18 protein-coding genes and 1 tRNA gene are annotated in these 20015 nt (G+C 73.5%); 10 read left to right on the top strand and 9 right to left on the bottom strand.

The genetic code is table 11. The annotated features are described in order from the left end of the window. Positions 1–12 precede the first annotated feature (12 nt). On the bottom strand, positions 13–1356 hold the full coding sequence (locus AS857_RS22845; protein WP_058045133.1) for a M20/M25/M40 family metallo-hydrolase: 1344 nt from the start codon (positions 1354–1356) through the stop codon (positions 13–15). A 234-nt stretch (positions 1357–1590) separates the two neighbouring features. Between AS857_RS22845 and AS857_RS22840 the strand changes: the two genes are divergently transcribed. Continuing rightward, positions 1591–1675 (top strand) — tRNA-Leu (locus tag AS857_RS22840). Between the two features lie 29 nt (positions 1676–1704). Here the strand turns inward: AS857_RS22840 and ddaH are convergent. Then, positions 1705–2565 (bottom strand): dimethylargininase, encoded by an 861-nt coding sequence (gene ddaH / locus AS857_RS22835; protein WP_079110575.1) that lies wholly within the window; start codon positions 2563–2565, stop codon positions 1705–1707. A 57-nt stretch (positions 2566–2622) separates the two neighbouring features. Here ddaH and AS857_RS22830 point away from each other — a divergent pair, with 57 nt between their 5' ends. Continuing rightward, positions 2623–3033, top strand: coding sequence for a hypothetical protein (locus AS857_RS22830; protein ID WP_058047001.1), 411 nt, complete (start codon positions 2623–2625; stop codon positions 3031–3033). A 65-nt stretch (positions 3034–3098) separates the two neighbouring features. On the opposite strand, the gene AS857_RS22825 is transcribed toward AS857_RS22830, so the two are convergent. After that, positions 3099–4631 (bottom strand): APC family permease, encoded by a 1533-nt coding sequence (locus AS857_RS22825; protein ID WP_058045132.1) that lies wholly within the window; start codon positions 4629–4631, stop codon positions 3099–3101. Positions 4632–4696: 65 nt separating this feature from the next. Then, complete coding sequence (locus AS857_RS22820; protein ID WP_058045131.1) at positions 4697–5680, bottom strand: hypothetical protein; 984 nt, start codon at positions 5678–5680, stop codon at positions 4697–4699. Between the two features lie 471 nt (positions 5681–6151). On the opposite strand from AS857_RS22820, the gene AS857_RS22815 reads away from it, so the two are divergent. Both AS857_RS22815 and AS857_RS22810 read left to right on the top strand, forming a co-directional pair. Continuing rightward, positions 6152–7039, top strand: a complete 888-nt coding sequence (locus tag AS857_RS22815) for a DMT family transporter (protein ID WP_058047000.1) — start codon at positions 6152–6154, stop codon at positions 7037–7039. An 18-nt stretch (positions 7040–7057) separates the two neighbouring features. Beyond that, positions 7058–7573, top strand: coding sequence for an NUDIX domain-containing protein (locus AS857_RS22810; protein ID WP_058045130.1), 516 nt, complete (start codon positions 7058–7060; stop codon positions 7571–7573). 566 nt (positions 7574–8139) lie between these two features. Here the strand turns inward: AS857_RS22810 and AS857_RS22805 are convergent. Next, positions 8140–9066: an NADP-dependent oxidoreductase gene (locus AS857_RS22805; RefSeq protein WP_058045129.1), complete on the bottom strand. Its 927-nt coding sequence runs from the start codon at positions 9064–9066 to the stop codon at positions 8140–8142. A 19-nt stretch (positions 9067–9085) separates the two neighbouring features. After that, complete coding sequence (locus AS857_RS22800; RefSeq protein WP_058045128.1) at positions 9086–10579, bottom strand: MFS transporter; 1494 nt, start codon at positions 10577–10579, stop codon at positions 9086–9088. A 159-nt stretch (positions 10580–10738) separates the two neighbouring features. Between AS857_RS22800 and AS857_RS22795 the strand changes: the two genes are divergently transcribed. From AS857_RS22795 to AS857_RS22775, 5 genes are all read left to right on the top strand, one after another. Further along, positions 10739–11179 carry a MarR family winged helix-turn-helix transcriptional regulator gene (locus AS857_RS22795; RefSeq protein ID WP_058045127.1) on the top strand — a complete coding sequence of 147 codons (441 nt, stop codon included), beginning with the start codon at positions 10739–10741 and terminating at the stop codon, positions 11177–11179. Positions 11180–11333: 154 nt separating this feature from the next. Then, positions 11334–12278: an MBL fold metallo-hydrolase gene (locus AS857_RS22790; protein ID WP_058045126.1), complete on the top strand. Its 945-nt coding sequence runs from the start codon at positions 11334–11336 to the stop codon at positions 12276–12278. 135 nt (positions 12279–12413) lie between these two features. Continuing rightward, on the top strand, positions 12414–13445 hold the full coding sequence (locus AS857_RS22785; protein WP_058045125.1) for a phosphotransferase family protein: 1032 nt from the start codon (positions 12414–12416) through the stop codon (positions 13443–13445). A 5-nt stretch (positions 13446–13450) separates the two neighbouring features. After that, positions 13451–14683, top strand: coding sequence for an acyl-CoA dehydrogenase family protein (locus tag AS857_RS22780; protein ID WP_058045124.1), 1233 nt, complete (start codon positions 13451–13453; stop codon positions 14681–14683). 80 nt (positions 14684–14763) lie between these two features. Then, positions 14764–15312: a DUF2165 domain-containing protein gene (locus tag AS857_RS22775; RefSeq protein WP_058045123.1), complete on the top strand. Its 549-nt coding sequence runs from the start codon at positions 14764–14766 to the stop codon at positions 15310–15312. A 31-nt stretch (positions 15313–15343) separates the two neighbouring features. On the opposite strand, the gene AS857_RS22770 is transcribed toward AS857_RS22775, so the two are convergent. Both AS857_RS22770 and AS857_RS22765 read right to left on the bottom strand, forming a co-directional pair. Beyond that, positions 15344–16438: a Zn-dependent alcohol dehydrogenase gene (locus tag AS857_RS22770; RefSeq protein ID WP_058045122.1), complete on the bottom strand. Its 1095-nt coding sequence runs from the start codon at positions 16436–16438 to the stop codon at positions 15344–15346. A 34-nt stretch (positions 16439–16472) separates the two neighbouring features. Continuing rightward, complete coding sequence (locus AS857_RS22765; protein WP_058045121.1) at positions 16473–17891, bottom strand: aldehyde dehydrogenase family protein; 1419 nt, start codon at positions 17889–17891, stop codon at positions 16473–16475. A 168-nt stretch (positions 17892–18059) separates the two neighbouring features. Here AS857_RS22765 and soxR point away from each other — a divergent pair, with 168 nt between their 5' ends. Then, complete coding sequence (soxR, locus tag AS857_RS22760; protein ID WP_058045120.1) at positions 18060–18515, top strand: redox-sensitive transcriptional activator SoxR; 456 nt, start codon at positions 18060–18062, stop codon at positions 18513–18515. Positions 18516–18543: 28 nt separating this feature from the next. Here soxR and AS857_RS22755 read toward each other — a convergent pair whose 3' ends face one another. Further along, the gene (locus tag AS857_RS22755; protein WP_058046999.1) at positions 18544–19986 is read right to left on the bottom strand and encodes an amidase; all 1443 of its coding nucleotides are present in this window, start codon (positions 19984–19986) and stop codon (positions 18544–18546) included. Positions 19987–20015: the final 29 nt, after the last annotated feature.

Raw genomic sequence — 20015 nt, 5'->3', positions numbered from 1 at the left:
TTAGACCCGGCCTCAGCACTGATCGAGGAACCGGTCGAGAACACGTGCGCCGAACTTCAGGCCTTCCAGGGGCACTCGCTCGTCGACGCCGTGGAACATCCCCGCGAAGTCCAGCTCCGGCGGCAGCTGCAGCGGCGCGAACCCGAAGCACCGGATGCCCAGGTCGTCGAAGGACTTCGCGTCCGTGCCGCCCGAGAGCATGTACGGCACGGCGCGCGCGATCGGGTCCTCCGCCTTCAGGGCCGACTGCATGGCGTCGACGAGCTTGCCGTCGAAGCTCGTCTCCAGCGCCTTGTCCGCGTGCACGTCCTCGCGCCGGACCCGCGGGCCGAGGATGCGGTCGAGGTCGGCGAGGAACTCCTCCTCGTACCCCGGCAGGAACCTTCCGTCCACGTGCGCCGTGGCCTGCCCCGGGATGACGTTGACCTTGTACCCCGCGCCCAGCATGGTCGGGGCGGCGGTGTTGCGGAGCGTGGTGCCGATCATCTTGGCGATGCCGCCGAGCTTGGCGAGCGTCGTCTCCATGTCCTCGGGGTCCAGCGGCGTGCCGAGGGCGTCGGAGAGCTCGTCGAGGAAGGACCGCACGGTCTTGGTCATCCGGACCGGGAACTCGTGCCGCCCCAGCCGGCCGACCGCCTCGCACAGCTCCGTGATCGCGTTGTCCTTGTTGGTCATCGAGCCGTGGCCGGCGGTGCCGTCGACCGTGAGCCTCATCCAGTGCATGCCCTTCTGGGCCGTCTCGATCAGATAGAGCCGCAGGTTCTCGTTGACCGTGAAGGAGAAGCCGCCGACCTCGCCGATCGCCTCGGTCACGCCCTCGAAGAGCCCGGGGTGCTTGTCCACCAGGTGGCGCGCGCCGTAGACGCCGCCGGCCTCCTCGTCCGCGAGGAAGGCGAGCACCACGTCGCGCGGGGGCTTGCGGCCCGTGCGCATGCGGTCGCGGACGACCGCGAGGGTCATCGCGTCCATGTCCTTCATGTCCACCGCGCCGCGGCCCCACAGGCACCCGTCCGCGATCTCGCCCGCGAAGGGGTGGTGGGTCCAGTCGGCGGCGTTGGCCGGGACGACGTCGGTGTGGCCGTGGATGAGCAGCGCCGGCCGGGAGGGGTCCTCGCCCTCGATCCGCGCCACCGTCGAAGCGCGCCCCTTGTGGGACTCGAAGATCTGCGGTTCGAGCCCGACCTCGGCGAGCTTCTCCGCCACGTATTCGGCGGCGGCGCGCTCGCCCGGCCCGGAGTGGTCGCCGTAGTTGCTGGTGTCGATCCGGATCAGATCGCGGCAGAGGTCGACGACCTCGCCCTCGCCGCCCCCGCCGCCCTTGCCCGCCCCGGCCCCGGCCGGCTTCGACTCGCTCACGCTGCCTCCTCCTGGTTCGCTGCCGCCGGCCGCCCCGCTGAGGGCGGCCCGCGGCGTGGGTCCTCCGCCATCCTCTCTCTCCGGCCGCCGCAGCCCAAGGCCGCAATACTGCCGACATCCGCCCGCCACACCCGCCGGAAGCCGCTCCACCGGGCACGTGATCGAGCACCCCCAGATCTTTGGTATTGTTTTCCTCGTCGGAAGGGCAACGGCCCGGAAGACGAAAAACACCTAGTCCGGGTGGCGGAATGGCAGACGCGCTAGCTTGAGGTGCTAGTGCCCTTTATCGGGCGTGGGGGTTCAAGTCCCCCCTCGGACACAGGCTAAGGCCCCAGTTCATCTGGGGCCTTATTGCTTTTCCCGGCCTCTTCCCTGCTTCTTACCCGCCTCTTCCCCGCAGGCTTCCCGGGCCGTTTCCCGGGCGATTTCCCCGCGCAGGGGTATCCCCCGCAGCCGGACGGACAGGCACGTCACGCACCCCTCCAGCTTCTCGAACTCGCCGATGTCCACCGGGACCGGCGTGTACCCGAGGTCCGCGAGCAGGTCCGCGGTCCTCGGGGCGCCGGCCGAGAGGAGGAGGCGGTCGCCTCCGAGGAGGACGACGTGGGCTCCCGGCTCCTCGGGGACGGGGAGGAAGCGGGGGAAGAGGGACCGCGTGTCGACCAGGGGCTCGTAGCCGATGACCGTGCCGTCGGGGAGGGCCGTGACCGCCGATTTCAGGTGCAGGACCTTGCTGACGGGCACGGGCACCACGCGCGCCCCCAGCGGTTCCAGGACGGCCCGCAGTTGGCGCACCCCCTCCGCATCGGTACGGCCACCCCGCCCGACGTAGACGGTGTCGCCGACTTTGAGGACGTCGCCGCCGTCGAGGGTGCCGGGTTCGCGGATGCGGTTGAGGGAGAGGCCGAGTTCCGCGGCGACCCGTTCCGCGGCCGCCGCCTCGGCGCGGCGGGAGGGGGCTCCGGAGCGGGCCACGACGGCGACGTTGCGGAAGACGACCATGGCGTCCTCGACGAAGACGGCGTCCGGGCAGTCGTCGGCGGGCGGGACCTCGACGGTCCGCCAGCCGTGGTCGCGCAGGGTCGCCGTGTAGTCGTGCCACTGGCGCAGGGCGAGGGCGGGGTCCACAGGCGTGCGGGCGAGGTGGGTCACCAGGCCTTCGGCGAGGCGGGGGCCGGGGCGGCGTACGAGGGCGGTTCTGCTGGGCACGAGGGGTTCCTCTCCGGGGCGGCCGGGCCGCAGGGGCCCGTGCGTATCATCTGGCTGATGATCACCAACCATGCCCGCCGCCCGAAGCCGGCAACCGCCTCCGCCCCCTGCCGCGTCACCGTCTGCCGCGGCTGCTGCTGCGGCGATCCGCGGAAGGTGCCGGGGGTCGACCACGCCGGGCAGATCCCGCGGCTGCGGAAGGCGTTGGGCGATGCCGCCCAGGTGCGGGCCTCCGAGTGCCTGGACGTGTGCGACCAGGCGAACGTGGTGGTCGTGCAGCCGTCGGCAGCGGGGCGGGCGGCCGGCGGGCGGCCCGTGTGGCTCGGGCTCGTCAACGACGACGACGTGCTCGCGGACGTGGCGGACTGGATACGGGCGGGCGGGCCGGGGCTGGCGGAGCCGCCCGGGGTGCTGGACCTGTACACGTTCACGGTGTCGCGGCGGGTGGGGAAGGGCGTGGAGGAGTAGGCCCGCGAGCCGCTCCTCCGTCCGCTCCGTCCGCCCTGCCCGCGCCCGCTACCGTCCCGCCTTCGTCAGTCCCCGCGCGGTCCGGCCGCCGAGGCCGCCTTCTCCAGCTGGAACGCCTCGTTGCCGAGGCCGATGCTGCCGTGCACCCCGGGGCGCAGGTACTTGAGGACGATGCCGTAGCCGATGCCGGCGAGGACGGCCGCGCCGATGGTGCCGGGCAGGATCCAGCGCAGGGGCGATCCGGGGTCGGCGCCGAGCAGGACGTCGAAGTCCTTGACCGCGTACACAGCGATGACGACGAGGGCGGCCCCGGCGACGCCGGAGGCGATCAGGCGCGGCGCCTGCGCGCGCGCGGCGCCGCGCCGGACGAAGAAGGCGATGACGGCGGCGGACGCGGCGGCCATCAGCACGATGATGCCGAGGGCGCCGACGTTGCCGCTCCAGGTGAACAGGCGCAGGACGGGTGCGGTGGGGTCGCCGTGCGGGCGGCCGTCGGTCACGGCGAAGAGGAGGACGGCGATCAGCGAGACGGCGCTCTGCAGCAGGGAGCCGTGGGCCGGGGCGCCGCTCGTGCGGGAGGTGCGGCCGACGGCGGCGGGCAGCAGGCCCTCGCGGCCCATGGCGAAGGCGTAGCGGGCGACGACGTTGTGGAAGCTGAGCATCGCGGCGAACATGCCGGTCACGTAGAAGACGTGCATGACGTCGGTGAAGGTGCCGCCGAGCCGCTCCTCGGTGAGGGCGAAGAGCAGGTTCGGGCCCTGCTCCTGGGCGAGGCCGACGATGGAGTCCGGGCCGGCCGCGACGCTGAGGGCCCAGGAGCTCAGGGCGAAGAAGAGCGCGACGAAGCCGACGGCGAGGAAGGTGACGCGGGCGACGACGACGTTCGGGCGGCTGGTCTCCTCGGCGTAGACGGCGGCCTGTTCGAAGCCGACGAAGGCCGCGATGGTGAAGCACAGGGCGGTGCCGAGGCCGCCCCCGCCGAGGGTGGTGGGGTCGAAGGCGTGGAAGGAGACGCCCTGCGGGCCCGGGTCGGCGAGGCCGGCGAGGTCGAAGGCGACGACCATCACGCACTCGATGAGCAGCAGGACCCCGAGGACCTTGGCGCTGAGGTCTATCTTCAGCCAGCCGAGGACGCCGACGACGAGGACGGCGGCCACGGCGGGCACCCACCAGGCGACGGCGAGGCCCAGGTGCTTGTCGAGCAGGCCGGAGAGCTCGTAGCCGAAGATGCCGTATATCCCGAACTGCATGGGGCTGTAGGCGACGAGGGCGACGACGGAGGCGGCGGCGCCGGCCGTGCCGCCGAGGCCGCGGGCGATGTAGGCGTAGAAGGCGCCGGCGTTGTGGACGTGGCGGCTCATCTCGGCGTAGCCGAAGCTGAAGAGGGTCAGCACCACGCCGAGGATGACGAACAGCAGGGGCTGGCCGACTATGGCCATCGTCCCGTAGGTGGTGGGCATGACGCCCGCCGTCACCATCAGGGGCGCGCTGGCGGCGACGACCGACAGGAGCAGACCGGCGAGGCCTATGCGGTCGGCGCGCAGGCGTCTGTCCTGCCCCTTGAACGTGCTGATCTCGCTCGTCGTGCCCGTCGTCATGGCGGGGTGGTCCTTCCCATGGGTGAGCGGGGGTGATCGTAGGGGATGTGCGCGGCCGGGCGGCGTCAGGCCGAGCCGAGGGCGGCGCGGCGCGCGGCGCGGAAGGCCTTCGCGGGGTCCCGGTCGGGGTAGGACCAGGGGGCGCGGGTGGCGTGCGGGCCGATGCGGGTGAGCAGGGCCGCCGCCTCGGCGAGCCGGCCTTCGTGGAGCTTGGCGTGGGCGAGGTAGTTCAGGTCGGCCTTGCGCCGGGGGTGGGCGCTGCCGGCGGCGTTGTCGTCGACGTCCCATTCGAGCCACCAGTCGAAGGCGGCCTTCATCACCTGGCGGGCGCGGCGGCTGGTCCAGTGGCCGGAGCGGGCGGGGTCGCCGGGCTCGACGCCGGCGCGCGCGAGGACGCGGTAGCGCTCGGCGTGGGCGACGACGGGCAGCACGGCCAAGGGCGAGTCCGCGGGCGCCTGTTCGGCGGCCCAGGCGGCGAAGTCGTAGACCTCGTGCAGGGGGTCGTCGCGGTCGCCCTTCTGGTGCTCGGCCAGGCACGCGGCCATGAGGTGGTGGGCGTGGTGGTGGTCGCGGTGGCGGGCGCGGACCTGGTCGAAGGCGCGGACGCGCTCGTCGTCGGTGCCGGTGCGGCGGGCGAGGATGAGGACGGCGAGCCAGGGGGACGGGTCGGCGGGGGCCATCCTGGCGGCCACCAGGCAGGCGGCGCGCGCCCCCTCGGGGCTGTCCTTGCCGCTCACGGCGCGGAAGACGGTGGCGCAGGCGAGGAGGGCGGCGGCGTCCGGGCTGTCGGGCTCGGCGAGCTGCCACTCGCGGGCCCAGGCGACGCTGGAGGGGCCTTCGGCGAGGACGACGAGGCGGTGGCCGCGGCGGTCCCAGTCGTCGCCGGTCTCGGCGAGGAGATTGCGGGCCTCGGTCCAGCGGCCGCGCGCCAGGGCGTCACGGACCGTGGCCAGTTCGGCGTCGTCGAGGGCGGGGTCGAAGGTCACTCCGTCCTTGTTCCGGGAGCGGGCAGCCCGGGCCGCTTTCCCAAGGGGGGGCGGGGGCGTCATCTGCGGGCTTCCTCCACGGCGTACGTCCCCTCCGGCCGCCGGGTCGGGGCGTCCGCATTCATCCATGTCAGTCACGCACAGCAAAGCGGTAGTCACGGCTCCGAGTCAAGACCTGATCTTGGAGCTGACGCTTCATCAACTCACATACCGTCAGTTCCGGTTACCGTTGTTCACTCCCTCGCATCCCGTGGGCCACTTGCGCTCACTTCAGCCCCTCCGTTCACCCTGCGCCCCTGCCGTCGCGGCGGTCCGCGCGCAGGCCGGAGGTGGCACGGAAAGTGACACCCGACCCGTAGGTACACCCTGCCGAAGAACAACAGTTCGAGCGATTGGGGGGCACTCACGGGCGGTGTCGGCCGTTGGAGGGGATGGCCGCCCGAAAGAGGGGTACTCGGCCGTCACACCGCTCACAAGGCGGCTATCGTTTTTCTGTCAAGTCCCCGACGGCCGAGTGGTCTTGAGGTGCGCGACGTGTTGGTCTTCGCCTTCGCCGTGAGCGCGGCCTGCTGCCTGGGCATCGGCTTCGTCCTCCAGCAGAACGCCGCGCAGCGGGCCCCGATGAGCGACTTCCTCTCCCTGCGGCTGCTGCTCGACCTCGTCCGGATGCCGCGCTGGCGGGCCGGCATCGGGATGATGGCGTGCGGCATGGCGCTCGGCGCGATCGCGCTGAACCAGGGCGAGGTGTCACTGGTCGAACCCCTGCTCGCGACGAACCTGCTGTTCGCCATGGCCCTCTCCCGTTGGCAGACCCGCCAGCCCCTGGGCCGTACGGGCTGGGGCGGGCTGTGGCTGCTGGCCGGCGGCGTCGCGGCGTTCATCATCGCGGGCCGGCCGCACGGCGGCGCCACCGTCACCGATCCGCTGCGGCACTGGCTGATCGTCGGGGTGATGCTGGGGGGCGCGCTCGCGATGGCGGCGGTCTCCAAGCGCGTGCGGATGAGCGTCGAGGCGCCGCTCCTGGGAGTGGCCGCCGGGCTGCTCTACGGCGTCCAGGACGCCCTCACGCGCGTCAGCGGCGAACGGCTCTCCGAGGACGGCTGGACCGCGTTCTTCCTGAGCTGGCAGCCGTACGGGGTGCTCGTCCTCGGCGTGACGGCGCTGGTGTTCGTCCAGAGCGCCTTCGAGACGGCGCCGCTGCGGCTGTCCCTGCCCGCGCTGACCGCCGCCCAGCCGCTCGCGGGGATCGCCTGCGGCGTGGGCTTCCTCGGCGACCGGCTGCACACCTCGCCCGGCGCGCTGGCCTGGGAGGCCGCCGGGCTGGTCGCCATCGTGATCGGCATCGTGCTCATCGGGCGGCACCCGGCCATGCCGTCGGGCAGCTCCGAATTCGACCGCGTGCGCGACCTCCAGCCGCACTGACGCTGGTTTCATGGGGGCATGAGCGATCAGACACCGCTGCCGGCGGACGAGCTGCTGGACATCGTCGACGAGCAGGACCGGGTGGTGGGGCAGGCCGCGCGTGGCGAGTCGTACGCCCTGGGGCTGCGCCACCGCTGCGTGTTCGTCCTCGCCCGGGACGCGGAGGGGCGGATCTTCGTCCACCGGCGCACGTCCGGGAAGCTGATCTTCCCCTCGCGCCACGACATGTTCGTGGGCGGGGTCGTCGGGGCGGGCGAGACGTACGACGAGGCGGCGCTGCGGGAGGCCGAGGAGGAGCTGGGCGTCCGGGGCCTGCCGGCCCCGGCCCCGCTGTTCCGGTTCCTGTACGAGGGCCCGGGGGGCTCGTGGTGGTCGGCGGTGTACGAGGTCCGCTGCGACGTGCCGGTGCGGCCCCAGGAGTCGGAGGTCGCCTGGCACGCGTTCCTCTCCGAGGAGGAACTGGAAGAGCGCCTCGGGGAGTGGGAGTGGGTCCCGGACGGCTTGGAGGCGTACCGGCGCTTGCGCGCGCGCTGACCCGGGGTCGCCTGGCGGCGGAGCCCGTCCCGGCGGGGCCGGGGAACGGCGGCGGGACGCGTAGCCGCTCCGGCGGGTGCGTCGGCCGCCCGTCGCGGCGTAACGGTCACCGGCGCGCACTGCCGGCGGGGACGCTCCGCCGCGGGGGTTACTCGCCGCTGCGGCGGGGGCATCACGCCCGGCGGTGCCGGGCACCCCGAACCACGTCAGGAACAGCACCGCCGGGCGGCACCGCCAGACCCGCACCACCAGCCGGGACGGCACCGCCGGACTCCGCCGCGGGGGTTGCTCGCCGCTGCGGCGGGGCGTTATGCCCGGCGGTACCGGGCACCCGAGCCACGTCAGAAGCGGCACCCCTAGTGCCACCGCCAGACCCGCACCACCAGCCGGGACGGCACCGCCGGACTCCACCGCAAGGGCTGCTCGCCGCTGCGGCGGGGGCATCATGCCCGGCAGTGCCGGGCACCCCGAACCACGTCAGAAGCGGCACCCCTAGTGCCACCGCCAGACCCGCACCACCAGCCGGGGCGGCGCCGCCTGGCCCCGCCCCGGAGACGTCCCCCGGGCTAGTCCATCGTGACGACGATCTTGCCGCGCGTGTGGCCCTCTGCGTTGAGGCGTTGGGCTTCTGCTGTGTGGGCCAGGGGGAAGACCTTCGCCACCTCCACCGTGAGGGCGCCGCTCTCGGCCAGGTCCGTGAGGGCCGTGAGGTCGGAGGCGTCCGGGCGGACGAAGACGTAGCGGCCGCCGAGGCCGAGGACGGCCGGGTCGGCGATGGAGGCGAGGCGGCCGCCGTGGGCGAGCAGCGCGGGCGAGGCCGTGAGGGCCTCGCCGCCGGCGAGGTCGAGCACGGCGTCGACGCCCTGCGGCGCGAGCGCCCGGACCCGCTCGGCGAGCCCTTCGCCGTAGGCGACGGGCTGCGCGCCGAGCGAGCGCAGGTAGTCGTGGTTGCGTTCACTGGCGGTGCCGATGACGCGCGCGCCGAAGTGCCGCGCGATCTGGACGGCCATGCCGCCGACGCCGCCGGACGCCGCGTGGATCAGCACGGTCTCGCCCTCCCACACCCGGAGCGCCTTGACCAGCGCCTGGTAGGCGGTGAGCCCGGCCAGGGGCAGGCCGGCGGCCTGCTCGAAGGTGAGGTTCTTGGGCTTGCGGGCGAGGGTCCGCACGGGTGCGGCGACGTATTCGGCGAAGGTGCCGCGGGAGAGGAAGTCCTCGCGGACGTAGCCGATGACCTCGTCGCCCTCGGCGAATTCGGGGGCGTCGGCGCCCGGACGGACCACGACGCCGGCCATGTCCCAGCCGGGGATGACGGGGAAGACCGCGTCGAGGGCGGGCTCGAGGTAGCCGGCCTGGGCCTTCCAGTCGACGGGGTTGACCGCCGCGGCCTTGACCTTGACCAGGACGGAGTCGGGTCCGACCTTGGGGTCGGGCCGCTCGCCGTACTCGAGGACTTCGGGTCCTCCGTAGCTGCGGTAGCTGATGGCCTTCATGGTGGTGCTCCTAGCAGGGTCAGGCGGAGGCGGGTGCGGTCTCAGCGTCCGCCGCGGGGGCGGCCCCCGCCACTTCGGTGCGCCGGGCGCGGATCGTGCGCAGGCCGAGCCCGGCGACGAGCGCGACCAGCAGGAACGCCGTGCCGGCGATGACGAACGTGAGGGTGAACTGGCTCTCGGCGGGCAGCTTGGGCGCGCCCGGCGGCAGGTGTTCGAGGCTCTTGGAGGCCAGCACCGTGGTGATCATGGCGCTGCCGATGGCGCTGCCGGTCGAGCGGGAGATGGAGTTGATGCCGTTGGCGATGCCCGTCTGGTGGTGCGGGACGCTCGCGACGATCACGGCGGGCATGGCGGCGTAGCCGAAGCTGATCGCGGCGCCGACGAACATCCCGGCGGCGACCACGGAGAGCGTGTGCTCGTGGTCGAGGGCGATCCACACGAAGCCGGCGGTGCCGATGAGGGAGGCGAGCATCAGGACCAGGCGGGGGCCCTTGTGCCGGACGAGCTGGCCGCCGATGGGCGCGGCGAGCAGCGAGACGATGGTGCTGGGCAGCAGGTACGCGACGGAGGCGCGCAGCACGCTGGCCGAGAATCCGTATCCGGCGATCTTCTCCGGCATCTGGACGAGGTAGGAGACGCCGATGAAGAGGGCGAAGGAGCCGAAGCCGACGAGGAGGCCCGCGATGTTGGCGAAGAGCACCGGGCGGTGGGCGAACATCTTCATGTCGACCAGCGGCTCGCGCACCTTGCGCTCGACGAGCGTCCACACCGCCGCCATCACGACGGCGCCCGCGAAGCAGCCGATCGTCCGGCCGGAGGACCAGCCCCACTCGTGCCCCTGGGTGATGGGCAGCAGGAGCAGGACGAGGGTGGCGGCCAGGGTGAGCGCGCCGAGGACGTCGGTGCGGCCGCCGGTGGTCTCCCGGGTGGCGGGGACGAGGGCGGCGACGGCGATCAGGGCGAGCGCCGCGAGACCGGTGGCCAGCCAGAAGGCGCTGCGGTAGTCGGGATCGTCACCGGAGGTGAGCAGGCCGGTGGCGACGAGCGCGAGGCCGCTGCCGAAGGCGAGGGTGCCGCTGACCATGGCCATGGCGCCGGGCAGCTTGGCCGGGCGCACCTCCTCGCGCAGCACGGACAGCGCCAGCGGGAAGATCGCGGTGGCGGCGCCCTGGAGCACCCGGCCGACGATCAGCCAGAGCAGCGAGTGCGTCACGGCGGCGAGGACGGAGCCGGCGACCATGACGACCAGCACGGCGACCAGCGTCTTCTTCTTGCCGTGCTGGTCGCCGAAGCGGCCGAGCAGCGGGGTGAAGACGGCGGCGGAGAGCAGGGTCGCGGTGGTGACCCAGCTGACGTTCGCGGACGTGGTGTGCAGGTCGTTCTGGATGAGGCCGAGGATCGGCACGACCAGGGTCTGCATCATCGAGACGACCATGGCGGCGAGGCTCAGGGCGAAGACGATGACCGTCTCGTTGCGCTGGGTGCCCCGTTCGGCGGGCGCTGGGGAGGACATGGGTGGGGGTGTTCCTTCGAGTGACTCGGCGTTGCCCGGGATATTGCTTCAGGACATGGATGCTTGAGGCAATCAAGCAACTCGCCCACCGTAGGCCGAGATATTTAAGGTAGTCAAGTTAATGATTTAAGTCATGAAGCTCTTGAGTACACTCGAACCATGACCGGCACCGCCTCCCCGCCCCCGACCAAGGCCCAGCTCCTGGAGCTCGTGGCCGCGCTCGGCACCGCCCAGTGGCAGGACTTCGCCGCCGCCGCTGCCCGGCAGGGCCTCACCTCCGTCCAGGCCAAGCTCCTCGCCCAGCTCAAGGGGCCCGTCCCGATGCGCGGCCTCGCCACCCTGCTGGTGTGCGACGCCTCCAACGTCACCGGCATCGTGGACCGCCTGGAGGCCCGCGGCCTGGTGCGCCGCGAGCCGGACCCGGGCGACCGGCGGGTGAAGAACGTCGTCGCCACCGACGAGGGCCGCGAGACCATCCGCCGGGTGCGCGCCGAGATGCAGGCCACCCACAGCGCGCTCGACACCCTCGACGAGGAGGAGCGCACCACGCTGTACGGGCTGCTGGAGCGGCTGCGCCCGGGCCTGGACCACCGCGGCTGACGGGCCCGGAGCCACCTGGCCGACGCCCCCGGGCGGCACGGCCACCGCCCCGGGGCGCCCCGGCCGACACCCTCCGCGACCCTTCCCCCCGCGCCCGTATTCTGACGGGCAGTCCGATCCGCGCACCCCGCGCGGCGGCAAGGGGAGGTCATCCATGTCCAGCACGAGCCCGGTCGCGCCCGTCGGCGCGGAGCCGACCGAGCCCTACACCGTCGGCCTCGCCCCCGGGGTCACGGCGTTCGTCCAGCCCGACGGCGGCTGGTGCCTGAACAACGCGGGCATCGTGACCGGCGGCGGCCGGACGGCGCTGATCGACACCGCCGCGACCGAGCGCCGCGCGCGGCTGCTGCGCGACGCCGTCACCGGCGCCGGTGCTCCCCTGCCCTCCACGATCGTCAACACCCACCACCACGGCGACCACACCTACGGCAACTGCGTCTTCCCGGAGGCGACGGTCGTCGGCCACCGCGAGTGCCGCCGGGAGACCCTCGCCGCGGGCCTGCAGCTGCACGGCATCTGGCCCTGGGTCGAGTACGGCGACGTCCGGATCACGCCCGCCGAGGTCACCTACGCCGACCGCCTCTCGCTGCACGTGGGCGACACCGAGGTCGAGCTGATCCACCCGGGCCCGGCGCACACCACCGGCGACACCATCGCCTGGCTGCCGCAGCACCGCATCGTCTTCACCGGGGACCTCGTCTTCAACGGCGGCACGCCCTTCCTCCTCATGGGGTCCCTGGAGGGCTCGCTGCGCTCCCTGGAGGTGCTGCGCGGGCTCGGCGCCGAGACCGTCGTGCCCGGGCACGGACCGGTCACCGACGCCGGCGTCTACGACGTCATCGAGCGCTACTTCCGCTGGCTGCAGGAGCTGGCCCGCACCGAGCACGCCGCCGGCCGCACCCCGCTGGAGGCCGCCCGCCGCGCCGACCTCGGCGAGTTCGCGGAGCTGCGCGAGAGCGAGCGCCTCGTGGCCAACCTGCACCGCGCCTACGCCGAACTGGAGGGCGACCGCCCCCTGGCCGCACCGCTCGACATGCCGGCCGTCATCGCCGACATGACGACGATGAACGGCGGGCGTCCGATGTCCTGTCACGCGTAGGCGTTCGCGACCGGCGCCTCCTCGCACCCGTCGGACCCGTCGCCCTCGTCGCACCCTGGACGCCATACCGACTGGTCGGCATGATGATCCGGGACCGCCCGGCGGCGGGTCCGACGACGCGTGGAGGAGCACTCGATGAGCCCGACCGGCAGGAACAACCCCCCGGGACTCGATCCGGACCGGCTGCGCGCCCATCTGGAGCGGGAGCGTCCGGGGCTCGTACGGGGGCCGCTGGCGGCCGAGTTGATCGAGGGGGGCCGGTCCAACCTCACCTACTCCGTCACCGACGGCACCGGCCGCTGGGTGGTGCGCCGCCCCCCGCTCGGGCACGTGCTCGCCACCGCCCACGACATGCGGCGCGAGCACCGGGTCATCAGCGCCCTGCGGCCGACCGAGGTCCCGGTGCCCGGGACGGTGCTGCTGTGCGAGGACGAGAGCGTCCTCGGATCGCCCTTCTACGTCATGGAGTTCGTGGAGGGCACGCCGTACCGCACGGCCGCGCAGCTCACCGCGATCGGGCCCGAGCGCACCCGGCGGGTCGTGCTCGGCCTCGCCGACACGCTCGTCCGCCTGCACGCCGTCGACCCGGAGGCGGCCGGGCTCGCGGACTTCGGCCGCCCGGACGGCTTCCTGGAGCGGCAGTTGCGGCGCTGGGGCAAGCAGCTGGAGGCCTCCCGCAACCGCGAGCTGCCCGGCATCGACGCGCTCCACTCCGCCCTGGCCGGGGCCCTGCCCGTCTCCCCCGCCCCCGCCGTCGTGCACGGCGACTTCCGCCTCGACAACGTCCTCGTGGGCGACGACGACTCGGTGCGGGCCGTCCTCGACTGGGAGATGTCCACGCTCGGCGACCCGCTGACCGACCTGGGCCTGCTGGTGATGTACAGCGAGCAGGAGCCCGTACCCGGCTCCCCCATCAGCACCACGCGCAACGCACCCGGCCATCCCGACCCCGCCGAGATCGTCGAGCGCTACGCGGCCGGCTCCGGCCGCGACGTCTCCGCCCTGCCCTGGTACACGGCCTTCGCCTACTTCAAGCTCGCCGTGATCCTGGAGGGCATCCACTACCGCTACACCCTCGGGCAGACCGTCGGCGCGGGCTTCGACCGCATCGGACAGCTCGTCCCGCTCTTCATCGACAACGGACTCACCACCCTGCGGAAGGGCTGACCGGCATGGACTTCGCATTCGACGCCCGCACCGAGGAACTGCGCGAGCGGCTGCTCGCGTTCATGGACGAGCACGTGTACCCGGCCGAGGCCGTCGCCGAGGAGCAGCGGGCCGCGCTCGCCGACCCGTGGACGGCGCCGCCGGTCGTCGCGGAGCTCCAGGAGGAGGCGCGGCGGCGGGGACTGTGGAACCTCTTCTTCACGAACCAGCACAGCCTGCCCGACGAGGAGTACGGCGCCGGGCTGACGAACCTCCGGTACGCGCCGCTCGCCGAGATCACCGGCCGCAGCCCGCAGCTGGCCCCCACCGCCCTGAACTGCGCGGCCCCCGACACCGGGAACATGGAGCTGCTCGCCCAGTTCGGCACCGAGGAGCAGCGCAAGCGCTGGCTGGAGCCGCTGCTGGACGCCCGGATCCGGTCGGCGTTCGCCATGACCGAGCCGGACGTCGCCTCCTCGGACGCCACGAACATCGAGACCCGCATCGTGCGCGACGGCGACGACTACGTCATCGACGGCCGCAAGTGGTACATCTCCGGTGCCATGAACCCCGCTTGCGAGATCTTCATCGTCATGGGGAAGACCGACCCGGACGGGGCCGATCCGCGGCGGCAGCAGTCGATGGTGCTGGTCCCCCGGGACACGCCGGGCCTGCAGGTCCGCCGCGCCATGCGGGTCTACGGCTACGAGGACCACTACCACGGCGGCCACGCCGAGATCCTCTTCGACGGCGTGCGCGTGCCCGCGGCGAACCTCGTCGGCGAGGAGGGCGGCGGCTTCGCCATCGCCCAGGCGCGCCTCGGCCCGGGCCGCATCCACCACTGCATGCGGCTGATCGGTATGGCCGAGCGGGCGATCGAGCTGATGTGCCGGCGCGCGCTGGACCGTACGGCCTTCGGCAAGCCGCTGGCCGCACAGGGCGTCGTCCAGGAGTGGATCGCCGACTCGCGGGTGGCCGTGGAGCAGCTGCGGCTGCTGGTGCTCAAGACGGCGTGGCTGATGGACACCGTCGGCAACCGCGGCGCGCACACCGAGATCCAGGCCATCAAGATCGCCACCCCGCGGACCGTCGCCGGCATCATCGACCGGGCGGTCCAGCTGCACGGGGCGGGCGGCGTGGGCCAGGACTTCCCGCTGGCGGAGCTGTGGGCCGCCGCGCGGACGCTGCGCCTGGCCGACGGGCCGGACGAGGTGCATCAGCGGTCGCTGGCGCGCCGGGAGTTGCGGCGGTACCGCTAGCGCGGGCGGCGGTCGGCCCGCGTACCGGCCGCACAAGCGGGCAGACATAGTCCGTACGTACGGCGGACCGGGGGTATCGCATGGCCACCAGGTGGAACGGACCGAGGGGCGCCGTGCGGCTGGGAGGGCTGCCGTTCGCGGCGGCCGCCCTCACCGCCACCGTCGCGCTCTACATGGCGCTCGTGGCCTTCGGCAACGTCACCGACTTCGGTACGAACCAGGAGTTCGTCCGCCACGTCCTGGCGATGGACACGACGTTCAAGGACGACGACCTGATGTGGCGGGCCGTCACGGACCGCACCCTGCAGGACATCGCCTACGTCGCGATCATCATCTGGGAGACGCTGGCCGCCGCCGTGCTCGTGGCCGGGACGGTCCTGTGGGCACGCGGCCTCACGGGGCGGGGCGCCGGCTACCGGCGTGCGCGGCGGGTGAGCACGCTGGGGCTGGTGATGGTCCTGCTGCTCTTCGGGGCGGGCTTCATCGGCATCGGCGGCGAGTGGTTCGCCATGTGGCAGTCCCAGAAGTGGAACGGCCTGGAGGCCGCCGGGCGGAACTTCCTGGTGGCCGGGTTCGTGCTCGTGCTGATCCATCTCCCGTCACCGCAGTGGCACTCCCCCGAGGGCTGAGGACCGCCGCACCCGGGGGACCGCCGCCCGCCTACGCCTCCTCGGAGAACACCACCAGCGACCGCCCGCCGCGCCCGGCGAGCATCGCCTCGAAGGCACCGGCGATGCCGTCGAGGCCGATCCGGGCCGTCACCAGGGCGGACAGGTCGAAGCGCCCGGCGCGCACGTGCCCGGCGATGACGGGCAGGTCCTTCGCCGGGTCGCTGTTGCCGTAGACGCAGCCCGAGAGCGTCCGTCCGAAGTAGAACAGCTCCAGCGCGGAGAACGTCACCTGCTGGTCCATGCCGCCGATGCCGACGACGGTGGTGCGGCCGCCCTTGCGCGTCGAGGACCAGGCCGTACGGATCGCGTCGGCCCGTCCGGCGCACTCGATGGCGACGTCCGCGCCCTGCCCTCCGGTGAGCCCCCGGACGGCCTTGGCCGTGTCCGCGCCCGCGACGACGAACTCGGTGGCGCCGGCGGCCCGGGCCAGCTCCTCCTTCTCCGGGGAGACGTCCACGGCGACGATCGTGCCCGCTCCGGCGATCCGCGCGGACTGCAGGGTGGCCAGGCCGATCCCGCCCACGCCGTACACCGCGACCGACTCTCCCTGCCGCACCCGGGCGGAGTGGTGCACCGCGCCGTAGCCGGTGAGCACCGCGCACCCCAGCAGGGCCGCCTCCACGGGCGGGATCCCCTCGGGGAGCGGAATGGCCGCATCCGCCCGGACGACGGTCTCCTCGGCGAAGACGGCCGTGCCCAGGCCCGGGTAGAGCGCGCTGCCGTCGGCGGCGAGGCTCGCGTAAGGCACCGTGGCGGCGGCCGCGGAGCCCGCGCACAGCCAGGGCTCGCCGAGCCCGCAGAAGTGGCAGCCGCCGCAGGATGGCGCCCAGTTGAGGACGACCAGGTCGCCCGGCGCCACGTGGGTCACCCCCTCGCCGACCGCGGTGACCCGGCCCGCGCCCTCGTGGCCGAGGACGGCGGGCACGGGCTGGCGCAGCGTCCCGTTGGAGAGCGAGAGGTCGGAGTGGCAGACCCCGGCCGCGGCGAGGCGGATCCGCACCTGGCCGGGGCCGGGCGCGGGCAGGTCGATCTCGGCTATCTGCAGCGGTGCACCCACGGCGGGCAGTACGGCGGCGCGGACCATGCCATTCCTCTTTCTGCAGCGGGAACCGGTCGGATCAGAACTGGAGCGACTTCGTCTGCAGGTACTCCCCCAGGCCGTGCACGCCCAGCTCGCGGCCGACGCCCGACTCCTTGTAGCCGCCGAAGGGCGCCAGGATGTTGAACCGGCCGCCGTTGACCTCCACCTGGCCGGCCTCCAGGCGCCGGGCGAAGGCGGCGGCCCGCTCCTCGTCGGCGGCCCAGACCGCCGCGGCGAGCCCGTAGACGGTGTCGTTGGCGATCCGGACGGCCTCCTCCTCGTCCTCGTACTTGAGGAAGGAGAGGACCGGGCCGAAGATCTCCTCCCGGGCGATGGTCATCTCCGGGGTGACGTCGGCGAAGACCGTCGGGGCGACGTAGTAGCCCTTGTCCCGGCCCTCCGGGACGACCGGGCCGCCCGCCACGAGGCGCGCGCCCTCCTCGATGCCCCGGTCGATGTAGCCGCGCACGCGCGCGTGCTGCTTGGCGTTGACCACGGGGCCGACCCGGACCCCGGGGTCCGTCGGGTCGCCCGGCACGAACTCCGCGACCGCCGCCGCCGCGAGGGCGACGGCCTCCTCGTACTGGTCGGCGTGGACGAGCGTACGGGTGAGGGCGTTGCAGGACTGGCCGGTGTTGCGGCACACGTCGGCGACGTTGGCCGCAACGGCCTTGGCGAGGTCCGCTCCCGGCAGGATGACGTTCGCGGACTTGCCGCCCAGTTCGAGGGCCACGCGCTTGACGGCCGCACCGGCGATCGCACCGATCCGCTTGCCCACGGCCGTCGACCCGGTGAAGGAGACGAGGTCGACGCCGGGGTGCTCGGCGAGCGCCTGGCCGGCGACCGGGCCGAGCCCGGTGACGAGGTTGAAGACGCCCGCGGGGATCCCGGCCGCATGGACGCACTCGGCGAAGAGCCGGGCGGTCAGCGGGGTGTCCTCGGCGGGCTTGAGGACGACGGTGCAGCCCGCGGCCAGCGCCGGGGCGACCTTGGCCACGACCTGGTGGAGCGGGTAGTTCCAGGGCGTGATGGCGCCGACGACGCCCACCGGCTCGTGCAGCACCGTCGAGGTGCCGATCCGCTCCTCGAAGGGGTGGCTCGCGGCCAGCTCGGCGTAGGAGCCGGCGACGGCGATCGGCAGCCCGGTGTGGACCCGCGTGGCGAAGCCCGTGGGCGCGCCGAGCTCGGCCGTGACGGTGGCGGCGATCTCCTCCTGGCGGGCGGCGAGGGCGTCGCGCAGGGCGGCGAGGTACTCGCCGCGGCGCGCGGGCGGGGTGGCCGCCCAGCCGGGCAGCGCCGCGCGGGCCGCGCGTACGGCCGCGTCGACGTCCTCCGCGTCCCCGGCCGGGACGGTGGCGATGACCTGCTCGTCGGCCGGGTTCACGACCTCGATCGTGCCGCTCCCCGCGGCGGGCCGCCAGCTTCCGTCGATGTACATGCCGTCGTGCGCGTTCACTGATCGTCTCCTCGCGGAAGCGGAATCAAAGGTCCCAGCAGCTCAGGTCCCCCGCAGCTGTGGTCCCAAGCTAACGCCGGGGACGCAAGGCGTACCAGGGGGCACGGTGGCCGCCGGTGTGGCCGTCGTCTCAATGCCGGGGGCCGCCCGTCACGTAAGGTCTGAGCTGTGCCGCAGATTTCGAACAAGGTCCAGGAACTCACCGTCGGTCAGCTGTCCGCGCGCAGCGGCTCAGCGGTCTCCGCCCTGCACTTCTACGAGACCAAGGGCCTGATCAGCAGCCGCCGCACGTCCGGCAACCAGCGCCGCTACGACCGCGACGCCCTGCGCCGCGTCGCGTTCATCCGGGCCGCGCAACGCGTCGGCATCCCGCTCGCCACGATCCGGGAGGCGCTCTCCGAGCTGCCCGACGAGCGCACCCCGAACCGGGAGGACTGGGCGCGGCTGTCCGAGACCTGGCGCGGCGAGCTGGAGCAGCGCATCACGCAGCTGGCCAGGCTGCGCGACCACTTGGACGACTGCATCGGCTGCGGCTGCCTGTCGCTGGAGAACTGCGCGCTGTCCAACCCGGACGACCTCAACGGCCTGCGGGGCGCGGGCTCCCGCCTGCTGGTCGAACACTGAGCCCGCCGGGCGCCCGCACCGCACCGCGTCACCACACGGCGGGCCGCCGCCCGGCCCACGGGCGGGCCTCCTCCAGCTGCGCGGAGAGCGAGATGAGCGTGGCCTCGTCGCCGTAGCGGCCGCCGAGCATGACCCCGACGGGCAGGCCCTCGGGCGTCCAGTGCAGCGGCACGCTCACGGCGGGCTGCCCGGTCGCGTTGTACAGCGGGGCGAAGGGCGTGAAGCCGGCCATGGCGGCGAACTCCCCCTCCGGGTCGTCGTCGTTGCGCAGGGCGCCCACGGGCAGCGGCAGCTGGGCGAGGGTGGGTGACAGGAGCACGTCGTAGCCCGTGCCGGGCGCCTGGAGGGCGTCGGCGACGAGCCTGCCGAGCCCGCGCATCCGGTACAGGGCGGCGGCGAACTCCGTGCCGGTGACGCGGGCGCCGCGCTCGCGCAGGTGCCGGGTGAGCGGAAGCAAGTGCTCCGAACCGCCCGGGGGTACGGGCACGAGCGTCGACAGCACCTCCCACACGGTCGTGAAGGCCCGGCCGAGAGCCTCGTCGGCAGGGAGCGTCAACTCCTCGACCTCGTGGCCGAGTTCCCGCAGCAGTCCCGCCGCCTCCTCCGTGGCCCGCCGGCACTCGGGGTGCAGCTCGACGCCCGGAATCGGCGCCTCCGTGATGTGGGCGATGCGCAGCCGCCCCGGGGCGCGCCGGGCGTGGCCGGTGAAGGTCTCACCGGGCGGGAGCGCGGGAGCGGCGTAGGGGTCGCCGGGCATCGGCCCCGCGAGCACGTCGAGGAGCGCGGCCGCGTCCGCGACCGTACGGGCCAGGGGCCCGGACGTCACCAGGCCGGTCACGTCGTCCAGGACGGGGCCGGGACTCACCCGGCCGCGGCTGGGTTTGATGCCGAACAGGCCGCATACGGACGCCGGGATGCGGATGGAGCCGCCCCCGTCGCTCGCGTGCGCCAGGGGCGCGAGCCCCGCGGCGACCGCGGCCGCCGCCCCGCCGCTCGACCCGCCCGCCGACCGGCCGAGGTCCCAGGGGGTGCGGGCGGGCGGCGCAACGGCGTTCTCGGTGTGGGCCGGCAGGCCGAACTCGGGGGTGTTGGTCTTGCCCAGCAGGATCGTCCCCGCGTCCCGCAGCTTGGTCACCACGTGGTCGTCCACGGTCGCGACGTGCCCGGCCATCGCCGCCGAACCCATCGTCCAGCGCACCCCGGCGACCTGGCTCAGGTCCTTGACCGGCACGGGCACACCGTGCAGCGGCGGCAGTGCGCGGCCTTCGCGCCGGGCGGCCGAGGCCGTGCTCTCGGCGTCGGCCGCCTGCTTGCGCGCGACATCGGGGGTGACGGTGATGAAGGCCCCTACGGTGGCGTCGAGCCGGCCGATGCGCTCCAGGTAGTGCTCGGTCAGCTCCACGGGCGACACGCGCCCCGTCCGCACCGCCTCCCCCTGCTCCAACGCGGTCAGATCGTGCAACTGCGCCATGCCGTCCGCCTTCTCCTCGAACCGGTGTG

Origin of the sequence: Streptomyces roseifaciens (assembly GCF_001445655.1) — a bacterium.
Classification (GTDB): domain Bacteria; phylum Actinomycetota; class Actinomycetes; order Streptomycetales; family Streptomycetaceae; genus Streptomyces; species Streptomyces aureoversilis.
This window is presented reverse-complemented; position numbering and strand designations above follow the sequence as displayed.